Origin of the sequence: Streptomyces sp. NPDC020801 (assembly GCF_044334385.1) — a bacterium.
Taxonomy (GTDB): Bacteria; Actinomycetota; Actinomycetes; order Streptomycetales; family Streptomycetaceae; genus Streptomyces.
In genome coordinates, this window is record NZ_JBIRST010000006.1 from 233,451 (window position 1) to 255,693 (window position 22,243).

Sequence of the window (22,243 nt, forward strand, 5' to 3'; positions counted from 1 at the left end):
GTCAGGCAGGGCGCGAACATGGTTGCGGAGAGTGGTGTGACAGTCGTACCGGCGTCAACGCCAGACTGGTTATCCACAGATCGTCGGGTTTTCCCCAGGGAATTCCACAAGCCTGTGGATAACTCAGCGGATAGCCGTGGGCAGAGCTGTGTTCACCGGGAGGACCGGTTCACTTCCACTGGGTGGAAACGCCGAAGCCGGCGGCGATGAAACCGAAGCCCACCACGATGTTCCAGTTGCCCAGCGCCTCGATCGGCAGCGAGCCGTCCGTCACGTAGAAAAGGACGATCCAGGCCAGACCCAGCAGGAACATGGCCAGCATGACCGGGGCGACCCAGCCGCGGCTGTCCAGCTTGATGCTCGCCGTCTGCTTCGCGGGCGGCGGCGTGTAGTCGGCCTTCTTGCGGATACGTGACTTCGGCACGAGGGTCTCTCCTGTCGATGCGCTGCGTGGCCGCGCAGGGAACTGGGCTGCTCCGGGGCAGCGTACAAGGGGACACTGAGCGCTCCCCCGGGCGTCCGTTAGCGTAGTGCTTCCGCGGCGCCGAAGGAGATAAGGGTACGTTGAGCAATTCTGCCGACTCCCCGGGGACGGGCGCAGACCCGGCCCGCACCGGCCGTTTCCGGCCCGTGCGGATCCTCACCGTGGCCGTGTTCGCCCTCGCCGGGCTCATTTTCTTCACCAGTTTCAACACGGCCAAGGGCACCAACATCCGCACCGACACGTCCCTGCTGAAGTTGTCCGACCTCATCCAGGAGCGCAGCCGCAAGAACAAGGAGCTGGACGAGTCCAACGCGACCCTGCGCGACGACGTCGAGTCCCTCGCCGAGCGCGACGACGGCAGCAGCAAGGCCCGGGACGAGAAGCTCTCCGGGCTGGAGAGCAACGCGGGCACGCAGCAGCTGAGGGGCAGGGCCGTCACGGTCACGCTCAACGACGCCCCGCCGAACGCCACCGCCAAGCTGCCCGGCTATCCCGAGCCGCAGCCCGACTACCTGGTCATCCACCAGCAGGACCTGCAGGCCGTGGTCAACGCGCTGTGGAACGGTGGTGCCCAGGGCATCAAGGTCATGGACCAGCGGCTGATCTCCACCAGCGCGGTGCGCTGCGTGGGCAACACGCTGATCCTCCAGGGCCGGGTCTACTCCCCGCCGTACAAGATCACGGCGGTCGGCGACCCGGAGAAGCTGCAGAAGGCGCTCGCGGACTCCCCGGCGATCCAGAACTACATGGTGTACGTCAACGTCTACGGCCTCGGCTGGAAAGTCACCGAGGACGGGACGGTGACTCTGCCGGGCTACTCGGGCACAGTGGACCTGCACTACGCGAAGCCCGTGAAGTAGCCGCTCTCCCGCGCAGGAGCCGCCGGTGCGCGTGATCGTGAGGACCGTCAGCGAGCTCTGCATCACCGCCGGCAGCCTGATCGTGCTGTTCGTGGTCTACGTGCTCTTCTGGACCGGTGTGACGGCCGACAGCGTGATGCGCGACCAGATCGACCAGTTGCAGCGGCAGTGGTCCAAGGGGGCGGTTCGGCAGCCGGCGGGCGGCCCGGCGGCCGCGGCGAGTCCTTCGAAACCCGTTCCGTACGTCGGCGGCAGGCCGTTCGCGATCATGTACATCCCACGGCTCGGTTTCACGTGGAACAAGCCCGTGCTGGAGGACACCGAGGTCGGCACGCTGAAGAAGGGACTCGGGCACTACGCGGGCACCGCGCACCTCGGGCAGGTCGGCAACTTCGCCGTGGCCGGCCATCGGCGCACCTACGGCGACCCGTTCAAGGACTTCCCCGAGCTGCGCCAGGGGGACGCGGTCGTACTGACGGACGGGACCACCTGGTTCACGTATCGGATCGACAAAGGGCCCTACAAAACCGTGCCCACGGACGTTGAGGTGATCGACCCTGTGCCACGTAAGTCCGGGTACACGCGTCCCGGCCGCTATCTGACGCTGACCACGTGCGATCCGGAATGGGGGCACAGTCACCGGCTGATCGTCTGGGCGCACCTGGACTCCACACAGCCTGTGGAGGCCGGGAAACCGAGGGCCCTGCGCCGTTAGTCTGGTGGCGTACGGCGTGAATCCGGTGCCGTGGGGAAACGGAAGGGACGGCATGTACGGCTGGATCTGGCGGCATCTGCCGGGGAACGCGTGGGTGAGGGCGCTGATCTCACTGCTGCTGGTGCTGGCCGTGGTCTACGTGCTGTTCCAGTACGTCTTCCCGTGGGCCGAGCCGCTGCTTCCCTTCAACGATGTGACGGTGGACAACCAGTGAGTGCGCGGATTCTCGTCGTCGACAACTACGACAGCTTCGTCTTCAACCTGGTCCAGTACCTGTACCAGCTGGGCGCCGAGTGCGAGGTCCTGCGCAACGACGAGGTGTCGACGGCGCATGCCCAGGACGGCTTCGACGGTGTGCTTCTCTCGCCGGGGCCGGGCACGCCCGAGCAGGCCGGCGTGTGCGTGGACATGGTCCGGCACTGCGCGGCGACCGGTGTCCCCGTCTTCGGTGTGTGCCTGGGCATGCAGTCGATGCAGGTGGCGTACGGCGGTGTGGTGGACCGGGCCCCCGAGCTGCTGCACGGCAAGACCTCGCTGGTCGAGCACGAGGGCCGGGGCGTCTTCGCCGGGCTGCCCTCCCCCTTCACGGCGACCCGCTACCACTCGCTGGCGGCCGAGCCGGCGACCGTCCCGGACGAGCTGGAGGTCACGGCCCGCACGCACGACGGCATCATCATGGGCCTGCGCCACCGGGAACTTCCCGTCGAGGGCGTGCAGTTCCATCCCGAGTCGGTGCTGACCGAGCACGGGCACCGGATGCTGGCCAACTGGCTGGTGGAATGCGGCGACCAGGGTGCCGTGGCGAGGTCGGCGGGGCTCGCCCCGGTGGTGGGCAGGGCCACGGCGTGACCGCGCTGCGCCCCGAGCGCGAGTCCGGCGCCGACTGGTACGGCACGGGGGCGTACGACGCCTCCGAGGAGCCGTACGCCTCGGTGCCGTACGACACTCGTGGCTCGGCGGCGCAGTACCTGTCTCCGGCCGACGACGAGACGATGGCGCTGCGGATCCCCGATCCGCCGCCTGCCGCCTCCTACGCCACAGGGGCCACTGGACCCAATGGACCCACGCCGGGCGGCCGCGCGGCCCGCAGAAGGGCCGCCAGGCGCCGTCACGGCCGTCATGGGGGCGGGGCCGGAACCCCGGACGCACGGCCGGAGGGCGATCGGCCGTCGGCGCCCCTGTCCCGTGTGGAGGCCCGGCGCCGGGCCCGGGCGCGCAAGCCCAGCGCGGGCGTGGTCATCAGCCGGATCATCGGCGAGGTGTTCATCACCACCGGCGTGGTGATGCTGCTCTTCGTCACCTACCAGCTGTGGTGGACGAACATCCGGGCGCACGCGGAGGCGGGCAACGAGGCGCACCAGTTGCAGAACGACTGGGCGAGCGGGAAGCGGAGCCCGGGGACCTTCGAGCCGGGGCAGGGCTTCGCCATCCTGCACATCCCCGCGCTGGACGTGGTGGTGCCGATCGCCGAGGGCACCAGCAAGTCGAAGGTGCTGGACAAGGGCATGGTCGGGCACTACGGCCGGGGGGACCTCAACACGGCGATGCCGGACGCGAAGACGGGCAACTTCGGGCTCGCGGGGCATCGCAACACGCACGGTGAACCGTTCCGGTACATCAACAGGCTCAAGCCGGGTGACCCGATCGTGGTGGAGACGCAGGACACGTACTTCGTCTACAAGATGACGTCGACGCTGCCGGTGACATCGCCGGCCAACACCAGCGTCCTCGACCCCATTCCCAGGGGATCGGGTTTCACCCGGCCCGGCCGCTACATCACACTCACCACCTGCACGCCGGAGTTCACCAGTAAGTACCGGTTGATCGTCTGGGGCAAGATGGTCGAGGAACGGCCGCGCAGCAAGGGCAAGCCGGATGCGCTCGTCAGTTGAAGGCAGATGAAAAAGTGGCAGCGACCACGGACGACACGGCAGAGCACACCGACTCGGGCTCCGCGGCGCGCCGCCGCGGCCCCGGCGGGCCGGCCCTGGCGGTCAGCGTTTTCGGTGAACTCCTCATCACGGCGGGTCTGGTCCTCGGCCTGTTCGTCGTCTACTCGCTGTGGTGGACCAACGTCATAGCGGACCGCAAGGCCGACCAGCAGGGCCACAGGGTCCGCGACGAGTGGGCCCACTCCGTACCCGGCGGCCCCGGCGCCCTCGACACCAAGGACGGCATCGGCTTCCTGCACGTGCCCTCGATGAGGAACGGCGAGGTCCTGGTCAAGAAGGGCACCTCCACGGACGTCCTGAACGACGGCGTGGCCGGCTACTACACGGACCCCGTCAAGGCCACCCTCCCGATGACCGGCAAGAAGGGCAACTTCGCCCTCGCCGCGCACCGTGACGGCCACGGCGCGAAGTTCCACAACATCGACAAGGTGCGCAAGGGCGACCCGATCGTCTTCGAGACGCGGGACAAGTGGTACGTCTACAAGGTCTACGACATCCTCGACGAGACCTCGAAGTTCAACGTCAAGGTCCTCTCCGCGGTCCCGAAGGAGTCGGGCGTGACCAGGCCCGGCCACTACATCACGCTGACCACCTGCACCCCCGTGTACACCTCCCGCTACCGGTACGTGGTATGGGGCGAGCTGGTCCGCGTGGAGAAGGTGGACGGCAGGCGGACACTGCCGATGGAACTGCGTACTGGCTGACTGACCTCCTTCGGGAAGGCCAGCCGCCCATGGCAGCGGCCCGAAGCCGCAACTTGTACCTGCGGCTTCGGGCCTCGTGCTTCCGCAGCTGTCGCAGTGCCCTGAGACGGGCTCCCGCGCTCCACGTCTCCAGCTCTTCGAAGACACGATCGGCATGCGCACAGGTGTGTGCGGTGAACGGGTGAGCCCCGGCACCTTCCAAGGTGCCGGGGCTCACCCGTTCGTCAGGGGCGGGACCGGGTGGTCAGCCGAAGATGCCGCCGTTGCCGCCGCCTCCGTTGTTGCCTCCGCCGGGGTTGCCGCCACCACCGATGGTCTGGAGGGTGACCTGTGTGCCGCCGGGGTTGTCGACCTGCTGGTTGGGCTTCGGGTCCTGAGCGAGGACGAACGCGTTGTCGTCCTGGCTGCTGCCGTTCGCGAACTGGATGTTGGTGAAGCCGGCCGCCTGAAGGGTCTGCCTGGCCTGCGCCACCGTCAGCCCGACCACCCGGGGCACCGGCGTCTTCTGCTGCTGGGCCTGCTTACCGATCTGGATGGTCACCGTCGAGCCCTTCTCGACCTGGGTGCCGATGGCCGGGGCGGTCTGGATGACCTTGCCGACCTGGTTGGGGTCGTTGGTGTCCACCTCGGTGCAGTTGCCGGTGAGACCGTTGGCCTGCATCTGCTGCTTGGCGGCGTCGCAGGACTGGTTCGAGACGTCGGGAACCGTGACCTTCTCGACCGCCTTGGAGACGGTGAGGGTGACCGTGGAACCCTTCTCGACCTCCTTGCCGTTGACCGGGTTCTGTTCCAGGACGGTGTTCGGGTCCTCGCTGGACTCCCGGAACTTGGTCACGACGTTGAACTTGTAGTCGTCGCCCGTGAGCTTCGACTTGGCGTCGTCGAGGCTCAGCCCCACCACGCTGGGCACCTGGACCTTCGGCGCCCCGGTCGACACCACCAGGTTGATCGTGGTGCCCTTCTTGACCTCGTTGCCCTTGGGCGGGTCCTGTGTGCAGACGTTGCCCTTGGGCTGGTTGTCGCAGGTCTTCGGGGTGAAGGCCACCTTCAGGCTGACGTTGCCCGCGGACTGCCTGGCCTCCAGCCTCGTCTGGCCGACGAAGTTGGGCACGGCCACCGTGTCGTTGCCCGCGCCCTTCCCGCTGAAGGCCCACTTGCCGATCAGGATGGCGCCGACGAGGACCAGGATGCCGGCGACGACCAGGAGGATCGTCGAGGTGTTGGACTTCTTCGCCTGGCGGCGGCGGTCGGGACGGTCGTCGTAGCCGTAGCCGCCGTCGTCCGGGTTCATGGGCGGCAGCATCGTCGTGGCGCCCGCCGGGCCCTGGTCGGAGCGCAGGGCCGTCGTCGGCTGGTCGTCGGGGTAGCCGCCGTAGCCCACCGAGCCCATGGCGGCCGTGGCCGCGACCGGCTGGCCGTCGAGGCAGGCCTCGATGTCGGCGCGCATCTCGTCGGCCGACTGGTAGCGGTAGTCGGGGTCCTTGACCAGCGCCCGCAGCACGATCGCGTCCATCTCGGGCGTGATCTCGGGGTCGAAGACGCTCGGCGGCTGCGGCTCCTCGCGGACGTGCTGGTACGCCACCGCGACCGGGGAGTCGCCCACGAAGGGCGGGCGTACCGTCAGCAGCTCGTAGAGCAGGCAACCCGTCGAGTAGAGGTCCGAGCGGGCGTCCACCTGCTCGCCCTTCGCCTGCTCCGGCGAGAGGTACTGGGCCGTGCCGATGACCGCCGCGGTCTGGGTCATGGTCATGCCGGAGTCGCCCATGGCGCGGGCGATGCCGAAGTCCATCACCTTGACCTGGCCGTTGCGCGTCAGCATGACGTTGGCCGGCTTGATGTCGCGGTGGACGATGCCGTTGCGGTGGGCGTACTCCAGGCCCTGGAGGATGCCGATGGTCATCTCCATGGCCCGCTCCGGCAGCAGCTTGCGGCCACTGTGCAGAAGCTCACGGAGTGTGGAGCCGTCGACGTACTCCATCACGATGTACGGGATCGAGACCCCGTCGATGTAGTCCTCGCCCGTGTCGTAGACCGCGACGATCGCGGGATGGTTGAGCGAGGCGGCCGACTGGGCCTCCCGGCGGAACCGGGCCTGGAAGGAAGGGTCGCGCGCCAGGTCGGCGCGCAGCGTCTTCACCGCCACGGTGCGGCCCAGGCGGGTGTCATGCGCGAGGTACACCTCCGCCATGCCACCACGGCCGAGCACCTGGCCCAGCTCGTACCGGCCGCCGAGGCGACGCGGCTCTTCCATAGCTACCTACCAGCCCTCTCCGTCGGTCCCGACCGGCACCAGGTGGTGGCGGTCGGAGCTGCCGTCCGGGCCTACCGTACCCGGCTCGCCTTGTGTGACCTGGCCAAGCCCGTCACCCGATACAGGACCGGTATCGCAACGTGCACCGATGTGAAGGGGACGTGACAGGGGTCACTTCTTGGAGTTGATGACCGCCTCCATCACGCTCTTCGCGATCGGCGCCGCGAGGCCGCCGCCGGAGATGTCGTCGCGGTTGGCGTTCTCGTCCTCGACCACCACGGCCACCGCGACCGGCGAGCTGCCGTCGGGGAGCTTGGCGTAGGAGATGAACCACGCGTAGGGGTTCGCGCTGTTGGCGACGCCGTGCTGGGCCGTACCGGTCTTGCCGCCCACGGTGACGTTCGGGATCTGCGCCTTCTGGCCCGTGCCGTCCTTGACGACGGTCTCCATCATCGACTGCAGGATCTGCGCGTTCTGCGAGGACAGCGGCTGGCTCAGCTCCTGCGGCTCGGTCTGCTCCAGGGTGTCGAGGTTCGGCGACTGGAGCTTGTCGACCATGTACGGCTTCATCAGCTTGCCGTCGTTGGCGACGGCGGAGGCGACCATGGCCATCTGCAGCGGGGTCGCGGCGGTCTCGAACTGGCCGATGGAGCTGAGCGCGGTCGAGGGCCGGTTCATCTCCTCGGGGAAGTTGGAGGCGGCCGTGCGCACCGGGGTGTACTGCTCGGAGTCGAAGCCGAACTTCTTCGCCTCGGCGAGCATCTTGTCCTTGCCGAGGTCCGCGCCGATCTTGCCGAAGACGGTGTTGCAGGACACGCGCAGCGCCTCGCGCATGGGCGCGTTCTTGCAGGGGATGTTGCCCTCGTTCTTCAGCTCGGTCGTGGTGTCCGGCAGGGTGTACGGCAGGGGCGAGTCGGTCGGCTGGTCCGCGGACTTGTACAGCCCGTTCTCCAGCGCGGCCGCCGCGGTGACCACCTTGAAGGTGGAGCCGGGCGGGTAGGTCTCGCGCAGGGCCCGGTTCAGCATCGGGTCGGCCGGGTTGTCCTTCTTCTGCAGCTTCTTCCAGGCATCGGCGTCGGTGCTGGAGGTGCCGGCGAAGGCCGAGGGGTCGTAGGACGGGTAGGACGCCAGGGCGAGGATCTTGCCGGTCGAGGGGTCCAGCGCCACCGCGGCGCCCTTGCCGCCGACGTTCTTCAGACCGCTGTACGCCGCCTTCTGCGCCGCCGCGTTGAGGGTGGTGACCACGTTGCCGCCCTGCTTGGGCTTGCCGGTGATCATGTCCAGGGTGTTGCGGAAGAAGAGCCGGTCGTCGTTGCCGGTGAGGATGCCGTCCTCGATGTTCTCCAGCTGGTTGGCGCCGAAGGCCTGGGAGGCGTAGCCGGTGACGGGCGCCCACATGGCGCCGTTCTTGTAGGTCCGCTTGTACTTCAGGTCGTTGAGGCCGTTGCTCCTGGTCTCGGCGGACCCGGTGATGGGGCTGCCGCCGACGATGATGTCGCCGCGCGGGGTGGAGTAGCGGGCGATGGTGACGCGGCGGTTCTTGTCGTCGTTCTTGAGGCTGTCGGCCTTGACGTACTGGAGCCAGTTGTCGCGCATGAGCAGGGTGAGGACCAGGAGGCCGCAGAAGAGCGCGATCCGGCGCAGGGGCTTGTTCACGGGCGGACCACCTGGGTCATCTCGGCGTCGGGGTTGGAGGCGGGGGCGGGCGCCGGGCGGCGGGCGGTGTCGCTGATCCGGATGAGGATGCCGACCAGGGCCCAGTTGGCGATGACCGAGGAACCGCCGTACGCCACGAAGGGCATCGTCATACCGGTCAGCGGGATGAGGCCCATCACACCGCCGGAGACGACGAAGACCTGCAGCGCGAAGGCGCCGGAGAGGCCGATGGCGAGCAGCTTGCCGAACGGGTCGCGGGCGGCCAGCGCGGTCCGCACGCCGCGCTCCACGATCAGGCCGTAGATCAGCAGCAGCGCCATGATGCCGGCCAGGCCCAGCTCCTCGCCGAAGGTGGCGAGGATGAAGTCGGAGTTGGCGGCGAACCGGATGAGGTCGGAGTGGCCCTGGCCGAGGCCGGAGCCGAGGGTGCCGCCGGAGCCGAACGCCCACAGCGCCTGCATCGACTGCTCGGAGTGGCCCGCGACGCCCGCCTGGCTGAGCGTGTACTCCTTCATCGGGTCCAGCCAGGCCTGGACACGCATCTTCACGTGCGGTTCGAAGCTCGCCACGCCGACGGCGCCGGCCGCGGACATCAGCAGACCGAAGACGATCCAGCTGGTCCGCTCGGTGGCGACGTACAGCATGATGACGAACATTCCGAAGAACAGCAGCGAGGTGCCGAGGTCCGTCTCGAAGACCAGGATGAGGATCGAGATGAACCAGACGACCAGGATCGGGCCCAGGTCACGCCCGCGCGGCAGGTACAGGCCCATGAAACGGCGGCTGGCGAGTGCCAGCGCGTCCCGCTTCACCATCAGGTAGCCGGCGAAGAAGATGGCGAGCACGATCTTCGCGAACTCACCGGGCTGGATGGAGAACCCGGCGACCGAGATCCAGATCTTGGCGCCGTAGATGTTGGCGCCCAGGCCCGGCACGAGCGGCAGCAGCAGCAGGAACAGCGCGCCGACCATGGAGATGTAGGTGTAGCGCTGCAGGACTCTGTGGTCCTTGAGGAAGATCAGCACCACGATGAACAGGGCGATGCCCATCGCCGTGTACAGCAGCTGCCGGGGCGCGGCCGTGCCGGCCTGCTTGATGGACTGCAGCAGCTTGGACTGGTCCAGGCGCCAGATGATGACCAGGCCGAGCCCGTTGAGCAGGGTGGCCAGTGGCAGCAGCAGCGGGTCCGCGTACGCGGCGAACTTACGTACGACGAGGTGGGCGACGCCGGCCAGCAGGCCGAGGCCCAGGCCGTAGCTCAGCAGGCCGGAGGGCACCTGGTTGTTGATGGCCAGGCCCACGTTGGCGTAGGCGAACACCGGGATGACGACGGCAAAGACCAGCAGCGCGAGCTCGGTGTTGCGGCGGCTGGGCGCACCGATGGCGCCGATCGTGGACGTGTGGTGCGTCGACGGGTTGGTAGTACTGCTCATCGTGTGACAGGGCCTCTCACGGCTTGCCTACTGCTTACCGCACAGCGAGACGACCTTCTGCTCTTCCTCCGAGAGAGTGGGGCCGGGGCTGGGAGTGGGCGCGGTCGCGGACTTGGAGGGGGACGTTGACGGGGACGACGGGGACTTCGACGTCGACGGATTCGGCGTCGGTGTCGCCTTGGACGTAAAGGCGGTGCGGGTGGTTCCCGTGGTGGTGCCGGTGCCCTTGGTGCCACTGGTTCGGCCCTGGGCCGTACCGGCGTTGTTCTGGGTCTCGGCGGCCCGGTGCTCCGCTTCCTTCCGGCACGCGGAGGCCTGCACGGACAGCTCGTCGACCTTCTTCTGGGCGTCCTGCAGCCCGCCCTCGGCGATCGTCGCCTTGACCTGCTTCTGCTGGTAGGGCGGCAGGTACTTGAGTTCGATCTCGGGGTGGTCCTTCTGCACCTTGGACAGCTTCACCCAGGCCAGGTCCTGGCTGATGCCCTGGTAGAGCGCCACGTGCTGGTCGTTGGCGCCGACGTAGTACTGCGTCTGCGTCCAGCGGTAGCCGCCGTAGAGCCCGCCGCCGATGACGGCGAGCGCGAGGACGCCGTAGCAGGATCTCTTCAGCCACCTTCGGCCCTTGCGCGGCTTGACGAAGTCCTCGTCGCTGTAGCCGAAGCCGGCCGCCGGGACGTAGCCGGTGGTGTCGCCGGAGCCGGGCGGGCCGAACTCGCCGCCCCCGCCGCCCTGGCCGGGCACCTGGCGGCCGAGGCCGGAGGCGCGGCCGGCCGGGGTCTGCATGATGCCGTTGTCGTGCAGGTGGTGCTGGTTCTCGGCGACGGCGCCGACCACGACCGGAGTGTCGGACAACTGCCCGGCGAGGGTGTCGCCGGTGTCCAGGTCGAGTACGTCGGCGACGATGACGGTGATGTTGTCCGGGCCGCCGCCGCGCAGCGCGAGCTGGATCAGCTCCTGCACGGTCTCCTGCGGGCCCTGGTAGCTGGCGAGGGTCTCCTCCATCGTCTGGTGGGAGACGACGCCGGAGAGGCCGTCGGAGCAGATCAGGTAGCGGTCGCCGGCGCGGACCTCGCGGATGGACAGGTCGGGCTCGACGTGCTCGCCGCTGCCGAGGGCGCGCATGAGCAGGGCGCGCTGCGGGTGGGTGGTGGCCTCCTCCTCGGTGATGCGTCCCTCGTCGACGAGGCGCTGCACCCAGGTGTGGTCCTGTGTGATCTGCGTCAGTACGCCGTCGCGCAGCAGGTAGGCGCGGGAGTCGCCGACGTGGACGAGGCCGAGCCGCTGCCCGGTCCACAGCAGGGCGGTCAGGGTCGTCCCCATGCCCTCCAGCTGCGGGTCCTCCTCGACCATGGCGCGCAGCTGGTCGTTGGCGCGCTGTACGGCCTGGCCGAGCGAGGTGAGGATGTCGGAGCCCGGGATGTCGTCGTCGAGAGCGACGATGGTGGAGATCACCTCGGAGGAGGCGACCTCGCCGGCGGCCTGGCCGCCCATTCCGTCGGCGATCGCGAGCAGGCGGGGACCGGCGTAACCGGAGTCCTCGTTGCCCTCGCGGATCATGCCTTTGTGCGATCCGGCGGCGAAGCGCAGTGACAGACTCATGCGCACCTCGCCTGTCGGCTCCGGGTACATCCGCACGGTGCCCACCCTCCGGTCGGGAGCGCGCCGGGGCCCGGGGTGCCGGCCACCGCTGCGTGCTCGCTCCGCTCGCTCATTGTCGTACTACTTCCGCAGCTCGATGACGGTCTTGCCGATGCGGATCGGCGCGCCCAGCGGGATCGGCGTGGGAGTCGTCAGCCGGGACCGGTCCAGATACGTGCCGTTGGTGGATCCGAGGTCCTCGACGATCCACTGGCCGTCGCGGTCCGGGTAGATCCTGGCATGACGGCTGGAGGCGTAGTCGTCGTCCAGCACGATCGTGGAGTCGTGCGCCCGGCCGAGAGTGATCGTCTGGCCCTGGAGCGCGACGGTGGTGCCGGTGAGTGTGCCCTCGGTCACCACGAGCTTGGTGGGGGCGTTGCGGCGCTGCCGGCCGCCGCCGGCCTGCTGACCGCGCTGCTGCGGAGGCGCGGCCGCCTGGCGCGCGGCCTGCTGCGGGCGCGCGGCCTCGCGGCGGGCTCCGCGCTGGGTGACGCGCGTACCGAACAGGTCGCTGCGGATGACCTGCACGGCCACGATCACGAACAGCCACAGTACGGCCAGGAAACCCAGCCGCATGACCGTGAGGGTCAGCTCTGACATTGCCCCCGCTTCACCCTTCGGCTTGCCTATAGATAACGGTGGTGCTGCCCACGACGATCCGCGAGCCGTCGCGGAGCGTAGCGCGGGTGGTGTGCTGCCCGTCCACCACGATGCCGTTGGTGGACCCGAGATCCTGGATCGTCGAGGGCGTTCCGGTCCGGATCTCACAGTGCCGGCGGGAGACGCCGGGGTCGTCGATCCGCACGTCGGCTTCGGTGCTGCGGCCCAGCACCAGCGTCGGGCGGGAGATCTGGTGGCGGCTGCCGTTGATCTCGATCCAGTAGCGGGTGCGGCCTCCGGCGGCGGGCGCCTGTGTGGGCCGCTGGGCGGCGGGCTGCGGGTAGCCGTAGCCACCGGGGCGGCCGCCGGGCGGCGGTGCGGACGGCATCGGGGGTGCGCCGGCGGGGCTCGCGGCGGGCGGATAGCCGTAGCCGCCCTGGGCGCCGGCGGCGGGACGTCCGGGCGGGGCGGACGGGCCCGCGGCGGGGGCCTGCTGGCTGCTGGAGGAGGCGAGCGTACGGCTGCGCACCCGGTACAGGCCGGTGTCCAGGTCGTCCGCCTTCTCCAGGTGAACCTTGATCGGTCCCATGAAGGTGTAGCGCTGCTGCTTGGCGTAGTCGCGGACCATGCCGGCGAGCTCGTCACCGAGCTGGCCGGAGTAGGGGCTCAGCCGCTCGTAGTCCGGCGTGCTGAGCTCCACGATGAAGTCGTTGGGAACCACGGTCCGGTCGCGGTTCCAGATGGTCGCGTTGTTGTCGCACTCGCGCTGCAGCGCACCCGCGATCTCCACGGGCTGGACCTCGGACTTGAACACCTTGGCGAAGGTGCCGTTGACCAGACCTTCGAGACGCTGCTCGAACTTCTTCAGGACTCCCATGGGGCACCTCCTCCGTCGTTGCCGTCGCTGCGGGTCTTGCCGGTGTTGCGGGTCTTGCCTGTACTGCGGATTCTGCCTGTGGTGCGGGTCCTGCCGTCGTGCCGCCTTGCACCGCTTGCGCCGTGCTGCCGTGTACTGCCTACCTGGTACTGCTTACTGATCGTATCCACGCGCCGGTAAATCGGCTGGTTCCCCCTGTCGGCCCCGTCGACGGGTGTCGACGTCTGCTCCTCGGCTGGTACTCCTCCGTACTTCTGCCCAGGATCGTAGAGGCGGCTGCAGACCAGTGTCCCGCACCTGACCGCGGACCTTGCCCTGCTCCTGGGGAGACGGGCGGTACCGGTACGAGGTTGATACGTGAACAGGCACATGTTGCTACGGAGCGGGAGCCTCCTGGGTGGGTCGTTCCGGCCTGGTGGGGACGGGCCCGGCCGGTGGGTTCCGGTGGACTTTGGTGGGCCCCGGGGCGGACGCCTGCCCACGGGAAAGCGATGTGAATCCACCCTGCGCGGCATGCTAATGTTCTGGATGTCGGAAGGCACCGGCCCCCAGGGGCGAGAGCCGGAGGACACACCCAATGCGCGGGTGGCGGAATAGGCAGACGCGCTGGATTCAGGTTCCAGTGCCCGCAAGGGCGTGGGGGTTCAACTCCCCCCTCGCGCACAGCGGAGCACCGACGAAAGTGCTCTGGTTGCACCGACGGAACGGGCGGCATCGTGATCACGATGCCGCCCGTTCCGCTTTGTGTGGGCAGAAACACGTGGACCGCCGACGGCTTGAGGCCGTCGGCGGTCCGGTTTTCGGGTGGATCTTCGGTTGCGTCGAGGGTGGGCTACTGGTGGCTTGTGAGGAAGGTCTCAGGGGTTAGGGCTCCTTGACGTAGCCCTTGGGAGTCCAGATGCCCAGTGGCTTTGTCTTGCGACGACGGGTGGGCCGGCGGCGCGGTCGGTCGTCGTGGAGGGCGATCGAGTCGGCCCAGGCCCTGAGCTTGCGGCGGTTGGCGTGTGCGAGCTGGAAGGCCAGCAGGAGGGTCTGGGCGGCGATACCGCGGATCCGGCGGGTGCCGGCGTCTTCGAGGCGTTCACGAAGGGTGTCCTTGGCGTAGCCGTTGATGCCTTCGACGCTGTTGCGTAGCCGGAAGTACACGCGCTGCCAGGCTTCGGAACCGTACTGGAGGGGCTGCCAGAGGCCGGCGCCGGCCTCCGGCGGGACGGTGACTGTCTTCTGGCTGCAGCAGGGAGGCGAGCCCGCGGGGCTGGGATCGGGGTCGACGAGGGGCAGGTGGATGCCGCGGCCAAGGGTGTAGGCCTTGAGGGGGCACTGGGTTCGGTTGGCCTCAGCAGGGCACATCACACGGCGGTGGCCTTCGGCGTCGGGCCGCTGCTTGGGCATGAAGAGGTAGGCGGCTCGGGCGCGGATGCGGTTGATCCAGGTCTGCTTGTCGATTTTCTCGTTGACCAGGTCCTTGGTGGCTTCCTTGAGCTCCTCGGGCATGGACGGGCAGTACCAGTTGCCCTCGATGAGTTCGGCGCCGGCGAAGCCGGCCTGGACGCCGAGTTGGTCTTTTGCGTAGTCGTAGACGGGTTCGTAGCCCATGGCGCGGATGGGGAGCTGGAAGTTTCTCCGGCTTCTGGTTGTTGTACGCGCGGTCGCCCGCCAGGTAGCCGCGCGGGAGGCTGTCGTCGATCTGCTGCAGAGCCTCGACGGCGACGTGACCGGGGCGGTGGGTGGGCTTGTCGACGGAGAATGCGATGACCAGGGTCGGGACGACGTCGGGGTCGGCGGAGCCGTCAGGCAGGGGGACGCCGTTGCGGCTGGGGTCGCGGGCGATGACGAGGGAGGCGTCGTAGCCGAACAGGCTCTTCTTGATGCGTTCCGCCTTCTTCTGGCGCCTGGCGCCCTTCTTGTCCTGCCGGTCGGGAGCGAGGTCGTCGAGGGCGAGGGGATCTTTGTGCTTGGTGGTGCGCACATACCAGGCAGCGTCGGGGTCGGTGGCGGTGACGGGGCTGTTCGGGGCGAGCCCCTTGGCGTAGGTGCCGACGACGGTGGCATCGATGCAGACCGAGCCGTTCCAGCGGTCTTCCAGGAGAGGCATCGCCTCCCGCAGGGACATGGCCAGGATCAGGTTGGCCAGTTTGATCACGAGTGCGCGCTTGCGGGCGAGCTCGTCCGGGTCGGCCTTGGCCATGAGTTTCTCGGCATGGCGGCGGGCCAGGCGGTGGTTCTTGGGCAGCGGGGACGGGTCGATCGCTCCGAGGATGCTGTGCAGGCGGCGGCGGACGGTGGCGTAGGCGGCTTCGAAGCCGCGGTCGTGGTCGGGGTAGCGGCGCAGGCCGAGTTGCTCGCGCATCGGCTCGGAGAGGGAGAAGAACAGCAGGTCGGTGACGGCGGTGAACGTCACGACGCCGCCGCTGCGGGCGGAGGCCAGGCTCATGCCGACCAGCAGGGCCTCAACAGGGAGCTTGCAGGGGCAGCCGGTGCGGCGTGCGACGAGCGGCTCGATCTCCTCGATCAGGCCGGAGCCGGCCACTTCGTCGAGGATCTCGGCGACTTCGAGGTCGGGAACGAGGGCGCGCTGGGAGCGTAGGCGGGCGATACGGGTGTGGCGTGCGAGGCGGCTGGTCGTGGTCAGAACTCCTTGAGCGTGGCGGCGGCCTGGTCGGGCGAGAGGTTGCGGACGTGGGGCAGGACCCGGTCGATGGAGCGCAGGGTGGTCAGGCCTGCGGCGGCCATCAGGGTGGGCAGGTGCATGCGGGCTTCGATGGCGTCGACGAGCCAGGTGGCCCGGGCCCGGCCTATGACCAGCAGAGGCGTTCCTGGCGGCTTCTTGGTGCGGGCGAGGAAATTGGTGACAGTGTTGGTGCCACGGGCGTGGCTGCTCGGGCGGAAGAGATAGCGGGCCTGGCCGGGGCGGGAGGCCCAGGCAGTGGCCTCGGTGAGGACCGGGGCCCAGGCGGTGCGGCACAGCACCACACGGGCCCGCTGTCCGCGGACCGCGACAGCGACGGCGCCGTTGGGCGCCTCGCGGACGTCGTGGGTGCGTAGCGGGATGATCTCGGGCGAGTCCAGGGCGCAGCCGAAGCCGAGGGCGAGCAGCGTCAGCAGGCCGTTACGGAGTTCGTCGGTGGGCTGGGCGCGGGCGGAGGCGTACAGCTGGGCCTGTTCCGGCTGTGTGTAGGGGCGGGAGGCGTCCGAGCCGGAGTAGGCGGCGGGGTTACCGGTGATCAGGTCGGGGCCGAGCAGGGCGCGGCGCAGTTTGTTGAGGCGGCAGCGGCGATTGGATCGGGAGGGCTCCTCCAGGTGTAGGCAGCCGGTGGCCAGGTACCACTCGATCGCCTCCGGGGTGAGCAGGTGCTCGGCCTTGGTGGGGCGCCCGCAGGCGTCGGCGTGAGCGGCGGCGTGAGCCAGGGCGCCGAGCCAAGCGTTCCCAGGTACTCGATACGGCCGGGCGAGTCCTTTCGTCGGGCCGCGGCGCACCACCTTCGCCGTGAACTGCGGCTGCCCGCACTTCGGATCGCCCCGGTCACAGGACGGCTTCCCGCTTCCAGGGATCGCCGGTGCGAGGAGTACTTCGTGCTGGCGGCCCCTGCGGCAGGGGGCTGGCCCTGTGACGTCCGCGCTCTGCTGTCGCCAAGCGCGCGATGGTGGACGACGGCCGAACTGCGGGACGCGGACGTGCAGGTGGAGCCGCAAGTGCTGCTCGACCTCATCGACGGTTACTGGGAGGGATGGCTGCCCGACGGGGTGGTCTCCCTCGAGTGAGCCCTGGGACAGGAGAAGCACAGTGTCCATGTACGCCATCGAGATCGTCCTGACCCGTGCCGTGTGCGCGGTTGAGCTGAGGGCCGCACAGCAGCGAAGTCGTCTTGCCGTGGCGTCCTCCGATGACGGCAGTCGCCTGGTGGTCCTCGTATCCGCGAAGAGCGAGCCAAGAGCCATACGGAGGATCTGGAAACGGCTGGGAGACACACTGCCCGTCGACGTGCTCTGCGGACTGTTCCCGGGCGTCGACGGCACCTACCTCATGAGCATCCCGATGGAGCCGGAAACCGCCGAACGCCTTCAGCGCCTCGCGGCGGAAGCCGGACAGACGCCGGAGATGTACCTCAAGACGGCCATCGCCCGGGCGCGGGCCCGTGACCGCTCCGCACGACGGGCGCGGTTGGCCTGCGCTCTGAGCCGGCTGTTCGACGATTTCACGCCCGAGGAAGTCACGGCAGGGGCGGCACGACGGATCAGTAGAACCTGACCCACTCACTTGGATCGGTGGTCATCCGTGGTGCCACTGCCAGATCCCGGGAGAGCGAAACCTCCCTTCCGGTGACACGGACCTGCTAGTCGAGCAGGGCGCATCCGCAGCTTCGCCTGGAGCGTCCGCACCCTTCAGGAATCGAGGAGCCGAGGCGTCCGCCAGGCACCAAAGACGGGCGACTGTCGTCCTGGCCGCCACGGTAAACCCATGGCTCAGAAGGCCAGTTGAGCCAGGATGACAAAGTCGAACTGACGTGCGATGATGTGTTGGTTTCAGAAACGCCACCTCGACTGAGGTATGATTTCTGAAACCGACGATGTCTGGAGGATCCGACCTTGGCCCAGCCCGACCCCCAGCAGCACGCTCAGCGACTTGCCGACCTTGATGTGTCCGCCGACCTGTTCACCGTGGTGCTGAGCATGGCGCTGGAGGACGTGCGCGGATGCACGGACTTCGACGCTCCGGCCGCGCGGGGTTTCTTGTTCTGGAGCCGGGCCAACCGCTATCTGGCGGAGCTGCTGGTGCCCGAGGAGAGATGGGGGCACACGTCAAGGGACAGCATCCTGCGGGTCATCCACCCCGACCGGACGCACGCCATCACCGCCATCAGCGCGGAAGGCGGGGTCGCCGACCTGGACAAGCGGGTGCGCTCGAAGAACCCCAAGGGACCTGCCATGGCGCGGATGGTGGAGCAGAACGGCCAGCTGGCGTTCCTCTCCCGCGATGAGGTGGAGTACGGGGTGGAGCTGGACGAGCTCCCCACGTGGTGCCTCTTGTACAAGCGGGAGGAGGGGCTCATCAAGGCGGAGCTGTCGCTGCCGGTGAAGATGAACGGCAAGTTCGTCGACGAGTGGCTGCACCGCATACCCATCAGCCTCCCGCCGATGGAGGACCCCGGCTTCGACATCTCGCTGGACGAGCCCGGGGATGACCAGGGGCCGGAGGTCATGGTGGAGTTCCTGGGGGAGAATTAGCTGGTCAGAGCAAGACATGGGAGTTGAGGAAACGTGTTCACGCCAGAGCGGCTGGTCCTCGCGCGCAAGCGCCGGCGCATGAGCCAGGCCGCTCTGGCGGCGGCCTCCGGCCTGTCGCCGCAGAGCATCAACGCCTTCGAGAAGCACCGCAAGGTGCCGTCGGCGGAGACCCTCGCCTCGCTTGCCTGGATCCTGCGCTTCCCTGTGGCCTTCTTTCAGGCCCCGCCCGCTCCGGAGATGCAACTGGACGCGGTCAGTTTCCGGGCGCCGACCAAGATGAGCGCTCTGGAGCGCGACGCCACCCTGAGCTCGGGTGCCGTGGCCTCCACCCTCAATGCCTGGCTGGAGGAGCGCTTCCGCCTGCCGGCCCCCAACGTGCCCACCTATCCGCACCTGACGCCTGAACAGGCCGCCGAGCAGGTGAGGGCGGCCTGGGGGCTCGGTGAGGCGCCGGTACCCAATCTGGTCCACCTGCTAGAGGCCAACGGCGTGCGGGTGTTCTCCCTGGCGCCGGACTGCCTGGACGCGGACGCCTTCTCCACCATTTACGCTGGCACCCCGTATGTCTTCCTCAACACCCGCAAGACCGGTGAACGCGGCCGGTTCGACGCGGCCCATGAGCTCGGCCACCTGGTGCTGCACTCCGAGCACCGCATCCCCGGCGGTCGGGAAGGAGAGCCAGAGGCCAACGCCTTCGCCTCCGCCTTCCTCATGCCTCGCGCCGGCATCATCGCCCAACGCCTGAACGACGCCTCCGTGGAGCGGATCCTCAGCGCCAAACGCCGCTGGGGCGTCTCCGCCATGGCCCTGGCCTACCGGCTCCGTGCGCTCGGCCTGCTGTCCGAATGGCGCCACACCCAGACCGTCAAGAAACTCGCCCAGATGGGATACCGTAGTGGCGAACCCGGCTCCCTGCTGTCCCGAGAGAGCAGTCAGCTCCTGGCCAAGGTCTTCGACGCCATGCGCGCCAAGGGAATGACCGCCGCCGATGTCGCGGCCCAAATGGGAATTCACCCCGACGACCTGAACGACTACGTCTTCGGACTCGTCCCCATCAGCGTCCCGGGCGAAGGAATGACCTCGACAGCACCGCGCCCCGAACTCCGCCTGGTCCACGACGCGACCCCGGCCGGACACGCACAGTCCGTCACCGCGCTCACACCGTCCATTTCTTCCGCAATCGTCACAACGCCGACGAAGACACCTTTCGAAGAACCAGACGATGGCGCCCCAGCTCCTCCCACACCCTTGCGACGGCCCACGCGATCTGGTCCGACGGTGCCCCGAGGTAGGTGACCTCTGTCTACGGGCCAGCCTTGCCGTACGCGGCGAGCAGCACGGCCGGGCCCGGTCCTTTCAGGGACGGTCGGCTCGGCCGGGCCATTGAGGACGATGAAGCGCAGCAGGTCGCCGCGGGACCTCTTGTCGACCCTTATCGCCTCCAGCAGCATGGGCCACGGGTCGTAGCGGCAGTGGAGTGCCCTCCAGGTTCTTGCCCTTGGTGGTGTTGATACCGGTCTTGCCGCCGACGGCCACGTCCACCATCGCGAGGACGGTGGTCGGGCTATCCCAGTGGCGGAAGTCGACGCGGAGCAAAACTGTGGTGCTCACCCCGCGACTCGACGCTGTTTTGTTCGGTTTGGGTGTCATCGGCCGGTGGCGGCCGTCGGTTTCGTCAGAGCCAGCCGCGTTGTGCGGCCTTGATGCCTGCTTCGAAGCGGCTGGAGGCGCTGAGGCGTTCCATGATCGAGGCGACCTGCCGCCGGATGGTGCGATCGGTGAGGCCGAGGCGCTGTCCGGCGGCTTCGTCGGTGAGGCCGGTGCCGAGCAGGCGCAGGAGTTCGCGTTCGTGGTCGGTGAGGCCGGCCCGAGGGTCGTCGGGGCGGGTGGTTCCGAGGGGTACGGCTGTGCTCCAGGCCTGCTCGAAGAGTTCGAGCAGGGCGGTGACGATGCCGGGTTCGGTGACGTGCAGTGCGCCCTTGCGGTTGTCGGCGGGGTCGGTCGGCACCAAGGCGTGGGTGCGGTCGACGATCACCATGCGTTGGGGGATGGTGGGGGCGGTGCGGACCTCTCCGCCTTGGCTGAGCAGCGTGTTGGCGTAGGCGGCGATGTGGGTGTGGCGGCGGGCGTGTTCCTGGTAGAGGGCGCGCAAGGCGACACCACGGCCGAGGGCGGCGAGGTCGTGGTCGCGGCCGGCGTTCAGGTCGTCGGGGCGCTGGATGCCGGGCTGGACGCCGATGATCTCGGTGTGGGCGGCGCGGCACAGGCGCTCGAGCCGGTTGTGGATGGCGTCCATGCCGAGCAGGCGCTCGCCGTGGGCCGAACGGTGTTGGGCGCGATCGGCGACCATGCGGGTGACGGCTGCGCGGGATGCGGCCAGTTGGGCTTGCCGGGCGGCGAGTTCGGCCTCCTGGCGGGCGACGATGTCGGCCAGGCCGATGTCGGGGTCGACGGCCCGCATCTGTCCGGGGTGCTCGCTGGACGCGCGGACCAGCATCAGCCGGCCGAGTTCGTCGAGGCAGTCGTGCACCTGCGTGGGAGTCAGGCCGCACACGTCAGCGATTTGATCCACGCCGTAGTCCGGGTGGACGAGCATCGCCTGGTAGACCTCTGCGGCGGCGTCGCTCACTCCGAGTGCTTGCAGCATGCCCCCGTAACTCCTTCCTGACGCCGTCCCCCGGCGCGCGTCGAGTCTCATGATCCCAATCCCCGGTGCCCGCATTCAAGATTTTTTGAGCCACACATGCCGACTTCTGGCGCACGGACATCCCGCCGGTGGCCCACGGGTGTGTCCCCGGGCGCGACGGCGGACGAAACCGGAATGTCCGCACCCGTTCAGGGCTCGCAGGGCCTGCGGCGGCTGCAGACGAGCGCGGCCGCATGTCCTGATCCGGATAGGCCCTGTTCAGGACTCCCGGAAAACCTTCCACCGGTTCTGGTCTGCGGTGAAGCTATTCATCGCCGGCACGCAACAGCCCGAACGGCAGCCGGTCGAAGCGTCAACCGCGGGACGCGAGACCGGACCAGGGCACCTCGCCATCTGATTCGGAAGGAACGTTCGCACCATGCTCCGCACCTGTATCGCCAAGGCCGCCGCGGTCGCCGCCCTCGTACTCGGCGTCACCGTGCTCGTCACCCCCGCCGCGGTCGCGGCCGTACCCTCCACCACGGCGGGAGCCGCCCCGGCCGCTGCCACCCAGGTGGCGTCCCCGAGCACAGGTACCTGGGGCGGCTGACCGCCGTATGGAGATCGTCTACACGAGCCTGAACCGTCGCGGCAGAGGTCTTACCGACCCGATCAGCGAGGTGTCCGAGGTGCTGGGCACCCTGTGGGCCCACACCACATCCGAGGACGGTTTGGAGCACGCTTCCGGCCGTGCCGAGAGAGACCGTGTCGACCTGCTGATGTACCTGCTCACTCTCGATCCCACCGCGCCCGGTTTCCGCAGTGCGACCTGCCGCATCAACGACCTGTTGCACCGCTGCCACGCGGCTTCACCGCTGATGCAGCACCGCTACCTGCCGCCCGACATGCCGGTGTAGCCGCGTCACCGATCGCCTTCCGACACGCCGCCGAGGCCGGCCCCCGCCCTTTCGACCGCTGTTCCTGCAGGACAGCAGTCCGCACCAGGCCAGCAGAGCGCGTCGTGCGCGAAGCCGTCCCCCGTCGCCACGTCCTCGCGACGGCTGTTCCCGCAGCACAGCCGCGATGACGTGAGCTCCGTGCCGTCCCCTGTGCCTGCCCTTGGAAAGAGGCGATCAGTCATGCCTGCCATCCGCCGCCGCACCCCTGCGGTCGCCGCTGTCTCCGTCGGAGGAGCGGTTGCCCGGTGCGTCGGCGACCGAC

23 protein-coding genes, 1 tRNA gene and 2 pseudogenes are annotated in these 22,243 nt (G+C 68.7%); 14 read left to right on the forward strand and 12 right to left on the reverse strand.

Features of this window, described 5'->3' with window-relative positions:
* Positions 1 to 169 precede the first annotated feature (169 nt).
* A complete protein-coding gene (gene crgA / locus ACH4UM_RS15180; protein WP_398178207.1) occupies positions 170 to 424 on the reverse strand; it encodes a cell division protein CrgA in 255 nt (84 codons plus the stop codon).
* Positions 425 to 564: 140 nt separating this feature from the next.
* Between crgA and ACH4UM_RS15185 the strand changes: the two genes are divergently transcribed.
* The 6 genes from ACH4UM_RS15185 to ACH4UM_RS15210 are packed head-to-tail and all read left to right on the forward strand — an operon-like array spanning position 565 to position 4,715.
* A complete protein-coding gene (locus ACH4UM_RS15185) occupies positions 565 to 1,344 on the forward strand; it encodes a DUF881 domain-containing protein (RefSeq protein WP_398178209.1) in 780 nt (259 codons plus the stop codon).
* Positions 1,345 to 1,369: 25 nt separating this feature from the next.
* On the forward strand, positions 1,370 to 2,059 hold the full coding sequence (locus ACH4UM_RS15190) for a class E sortase (protein ID WP_398178212.1): 690 nt from the start codon (positions 1,370 to 1,372) through the stop codon (positions 2,057 to 2,059).
* A 52-nt stretch (positions 2,060 to 2,111) separates the two neighbouring features.
* Entirely contained in the window at positions 2,112 to 2,273 is a 162-nt protein-coding gene (locus tag ACH4UM_RS15195) for a hypothetical protein (RefSeq protein ID WP_030939017.1), read from the forward strand.
* A complete protein-coding gene (locus ACH4UM_RS15200) occupies positions 2,270 to 2,908 on the forward strand; it encodes an aminodeoxychorismate/anthranilate synthase component II (protein ID WP_398178214.1) in 639 nt (212 codons plus the stop codon). Before ACH4UM_RS15195 ends, ACH4UM_RS15200 begins: the two co-directional genes overlap by 4 nt.
* Positions 2,905 to 3,951 (forward strand): class E sortase, encoded by a 1,047-nt coding sequence (locus tag ACH4UM_RS15205; RefSeq protein WP_398178217.1) that lies wholly within the window; start codon positions 2,905 to 2,907, stop codon positions 3,949 to 3,951. The genes ACH4UM_RS15200 and ACH4UM_RS15205 overlap by 4 nt, the downstream gene beginning before the upstream one ends.
* Positions 3,952 to 3,965: 14 nt before the next feature.
* A complete protein-coding gene (locus tag ACH4UM_RS15210; protein ID WP_398178220.1) occupies positions 3,966 to 4,715 on the forward strand; it encodes a class E sortase in 750 nt (249 codons plus the stop codon).
* 244 nt (positions 4,716 to 4,959) lie between these two features.
* On the opposite strand, the gene pknB is transcribed toward ACH4UM_RS15210, so the two are convergent.
* The 6 genes from pknB to ACH4UM_RS15240 form a co-directional block, all read right to left on the reverse strand.
* Entirely contained in the window at positions 4,960 to 6,966 is a 2,007-nt protein-coding gene (gene pknB / locus ACH4UM_RS15215; protein ID WP_398178222.1) for a Stk1 family PASTA domain-containing Ser/Thr kinase, read from the reverse strand.
* Positions 6,967 to 7,137: 171 nt separating this feature from the next.
* On the reverse strand, positions 7,138 to 8,622 hold the full coding sequence (locus tag ACH4UM_RS15220) for a peptidoglycan D,D-transpeptidase FtsI family protein (protein WP_398178225.1): 1,485 nt from the start codon (positions 8,620 to 8,622) through the stop codon (positions 7,138 to 7,140).
* On the reverse strand, positions 8,619 to 10,055 hold the full coding sequence (locus ACH4UM_RS15225) for an FtsW/RodA/SpoVE family cell cycle protein (RefSeq protein ID WP_398178228.1): 1,437 nt from the start codon (positions 10,053 to 10,055) through the stop codon (positions 8,619 to 8,621). The genes ACH4UM_RS15220 and ACH4UM_RS15225 overlap by 4 nt, the downstream gene beginning before the upstream one ends.
* A gap of 27 nt (positions 10,056 to 10,082) precedes the next feature.
* Positions 10,083 to 11,654 carry a Stp1/IreP family PP2C-type Ser/Thr phosphatase gene (locus ACH4UM_RS15230; RefSeq protein WP_398178230.1) on the reverse strand — a complete coding sequence of 524 codons (1,572 nt, stop codon included), beginning with the start codon at positions 11,652 to 11,654 and terminating at the stop codon, positions 10,083 to 10,085.
* A 120-nt stretch (positions 11,655 to 11,774) separates the two neighbouring features.
* Positions 11,775 to 12,293 carry an FHA domain-containing protein gene (locus ACH4UM_RS15235; protein WP_398178233.1) on the reverse strand — a complete coding sequence of 173 codons (519 nt, stop codon included), beginning with the start codon at positions 12,291 to 12,293 and terminating at the stop codon, positions 11,775 to 11,777.
* 10 nt (positions 12,294 to 12,303) lie between these two features.
* Positions 12,304 to 13,170 carry an FhaA domain-containing protein gene (locus tag ACH4UM_RS15240; RefSeq protein WP_398178235.1) on the reverse strand — a complete coding sequence of 289 codons (867 nt, stop codon included), beginning with the start codon at positions 13,168 to 13,170 and terminating at the stop codon, positions 12,304 to 12,306.
* Positions 13,171 to 13,749: 579 nt separating this feature from the next.
* Here ACH4UM_RS15240 and ACH4UM_RS15245 point away from each other — a divergent pair.
* Positions 13,750 to 13,833 (forward strand) — tRNA-Leu (locus ACH4UM_RS15245).
* 201 nt (positions 13,834 to 14,034) lie between these two features.
* On the opposite strand, the gene ACH4UM_RS15250 is transcribed toward ACH4UM_RS15245, so the two are convergent.
* Positions 14,035 to 14,766, reverse strand: a complete 732-nt coding sequence (locus tag ACH4UM_RS15250) for a hypothetical protein (protein ID WP_398178238.1) — start codon at positions 14,764 to 14,766, stop codon at positions 14,035 to 14,037.
* 7 nt (positions 14,767 to 14,773) lie between these two features.
* Here ACH4UM_RS15250 and ACH4UM_RS15255 point away from each other — a divergent pair, with 7 nt between their 5' ends.
* Positions 14,774 to 15,757 (forward strand): hypothetical protein, encoded by a 984-nt coding sequence (locus ACH4UM_RS15255; RefSeq protein ID WP_398178241.1) that lies wholly within the window; start codon positions 14,774 to 14,776, stop codon positions 15,755 to 15,757.
* A 41-nt stretch (positions 15,758 to 15,798) separates the two neighbouring features.
* Here the strand turns inward: ACH4UM_RS15255 and ACH4UM_RS15260 are convergent, their stop codons facing one another.
* Positions 15,799 to 16,647: a hypothetical protein gene (locus tag ACH4UM_RS15260; RefSeq protein ID WP_398178243.1), complete on the reverse strand. Its 849-nt coding sequence runs from the start codon at positions 16,645 to 16,647 to the stop codon at positions 15,799 to 15,801.
* Between the two features lie 96 nt (positions 16,648 to 16,743).
* Between ACH4UM_RS15260 and ACH4UM_RS15265 the strand changes: the two genes are divergently transcribed.
* The 4 genes from ACH4UM_RS15265 (at position 16,744) to ACH4UM_RS15280 (ending at position 19,692) form a co-directional block, all read left to right on the forward strand.
* Positions 16,744 to 16,932: a hypothetical protein gene (locus tag ACH4UM_RS15265; RefSeq protein ID WP_398178246.1), complete on the forward strand. Its 189-nt coding sequence runs from the start codon at positions 16,744 to 16,746 to the stop codon at positions 16,930 to 16,932.
* 28 nt (positions 16,933 to 16,960) lie between these two features.
* Complete coding sequence (locus ACH4UM_RS15270) at positions 16,961 to 17,419, forward strand: hypothetical protein (protein ID WP_398178249.1); 459 nt, start codon at positions 16,961 to 16,963, stop codon at positions 17,417 to 17,419.
* 338 nt (positions 17,420 to 17,757) lie between these two features.
* The gene (locus ACH4UM_RS15275; RefSeq protein WP_398178252.1) at positions 17,758 to 18,396 is read left to right on the forward strand and encodes a hypothetical protein; all 639 of its coding nucleotides are present in this window, start codon (positions 17,758 to 17,760) and stop codon (positions 18,394 to 18,396) included.
* A gap of 33 nt (positions 18,397 to 18,429) precedes the next feature.
* Entirely contained in the window at positions 18,430 to 19,692 is a 1,263-nt protein-coding gene (locus ACH4UM_RS15280; protein ID WP_398178254.1) for a helix-turn-helix domain-containing protein, read from the forward strand.
* A 7-nt stretch (positions 19,693 to 19,699) separates the two neighbouring features.
* Here ACH4UM_RS15280 and ACH4UM_RS15285 read toward each other — a convergent pair.
* The 3 genes and pseudogenes from ACH4UM_RS15285 to ACH4UM_RS15295 form a co-directional block, all read right to left on the reverse strand.
* A pseudogene (locus ACH4UM_RS15285) lies at positions 19,700 to 19,874 on the reverse strand (3-dehydroquinate synthase); the annotation flags it as partial.
* 40 nt (positions 19,875 to 19,914) lie between these two features.
* A pseudogene (locus ACH4UM_RS15290) lies at positions 19,915 to 20,046 on the reverse strand (hypothetical protein); the annotation flags it as partial.
* A gap of 25 nt (positions 20,047 to 20,071) precedes the next feature.
* Complete coding sequence (locus ACH4UM_RS15295; protein ID WP_398178257.1) at positions 20,072 to 21,043, reverse strand: LuxR C-terminal-related transcriptional regulator; 972 nt, start codon at positions 21,041 to 21,043, stop codon at positions 20,072 to 20,074.
* 418 nt (positions 21,044 to 21,461) lie between these two features.
* On the opposite strand from ACH4UM_RS15295, the gene ACH4UM_RS15300 reads away from it, so the two are divergent.
* Both ACH4UM_RS15300 and ACH4UM_RS15305 read left to right on the forward strand, forming a co-directional pair.
* Complete coding sequence (locus tag ACH4UM_RS15300) at positions 21,462 to 21,632, forward strand: hypothetical protein (protein WP_189289577.1); 171 nt, start codon at positions 21,462 to 21,464, stop codon at positions 21,630 to 21,632.
* A gap of 7 nt (positions 21,633 to 21,639) precedes the next feature.
* The gene (locus ACH4UM_RS15305; RefSeq protein WP_398178259.1) at positions 21,640 to 21,939 is read left to right on the forward strand and encodes a hypothetical protein; all 300 of its coding nucleotides are present in this window, start codon (positions 21,640 to 21,642) and stop codon (positions 21,937 to 21,939) included.
* Positions 21,940 to 22,243: the final 304 nt, after the last annotated feature.

What these genes read in the sequence shown, in the direction of transcription:
- ACH4UM_RS15195 (WP_030939017.1), top strand. Translation starts at nt 2,112, where the DNA reads ATGTACGGCTGGATCTGGCGGCATCTGCCGGGGAACGCGTGGGTGAGG.
- ACH4UM_RS15270 (WP_398178249.1), top strand. Translation starts at nt 16,961, where the DNA reads ATGTACGCCATCGAGATCGTCCTGACCCGTGCCGTGTGCGCGGTTGAG.
- ACH4UM_RS15225 (WP_398178228.1), bottom strand. Translation starts at nt 10,055, where the DNA reads ATGAGCAGTACTACCAACCCGTCGACGCACCACACGTCCACGATCGGC.
- ACH4UM_RS15240 (WP_398178235.1), bottom strand. Translation starts at nt 13,170, where the DNA reads ATGGGAGTCCTGAAGAAGTTCGAGCAGCGTCTCGAAGGTCTGGTCAAC.
- ACH4UM_RS15235 (WP_398178233.1), bottom strand. Translation starts at nt 12,293, where the DNA reads ATGTCAGAGCTGACCCTCACGGTCATGCGGCTGGGTTTCCTGGCCGTA.
- ACH4UM_RS15305 (WP_398178259.1), top strand. Translation starts at nt 21,640, where the DNA reads ATGGAGATCGTCTACACGAGCCTGAACCGTCGCGGCAGAGGTCTTACC.
- ACH4UM_RS15230 (WP_398178230.1), bottom strand. Translation starts at nt 11,654, where the DNA reads ATGAGTCTGTCACTGCGCTTCGCCGCCGGATCGCACAAAGGCATGATC.
- pknB (WP_398178222.1), bottom strand. Translation starts at nt 6,966, where the DNA reads ATGGAAGAGCCGCGTCGCCTCGGCGGCCGGTACGAGCTGGGCCAGGTG.
- ACH4UM_RS15255 (WP_398178241.1), top strand. Translation starts at nt 14,774, where the DNA reads ATGGGGAGCTGGAAGTTTCTCCGGCTTCTGGTTGTTGTACGCGCGGTC.
- ACH4UM_RS15300 (WP_189289577.1), top strand. Translation starts at nt 21,462, where the DNA reads ATGCTCCGCACCTGTATCGCCAAGGCCGCCGCGGTCGCCGCCCTCGTA.
- ACH4UM_RS15295 (WP_398178257.1), bottom strand. Translation starts at nt 21,043, where the DNA reads ATGCTGCAAGCACTCGGAGTGAGCGACGCCGCCGCAGAGGTCTACCAG.
- ACH4UM_RS15250 (WP_398178238.1), bottom strand. Translation starts at nt 14,766, where the DNA reads ATGGGCTACGAACCCGTCTACGACTACGCAAAAGACCAACTCGGCGTC.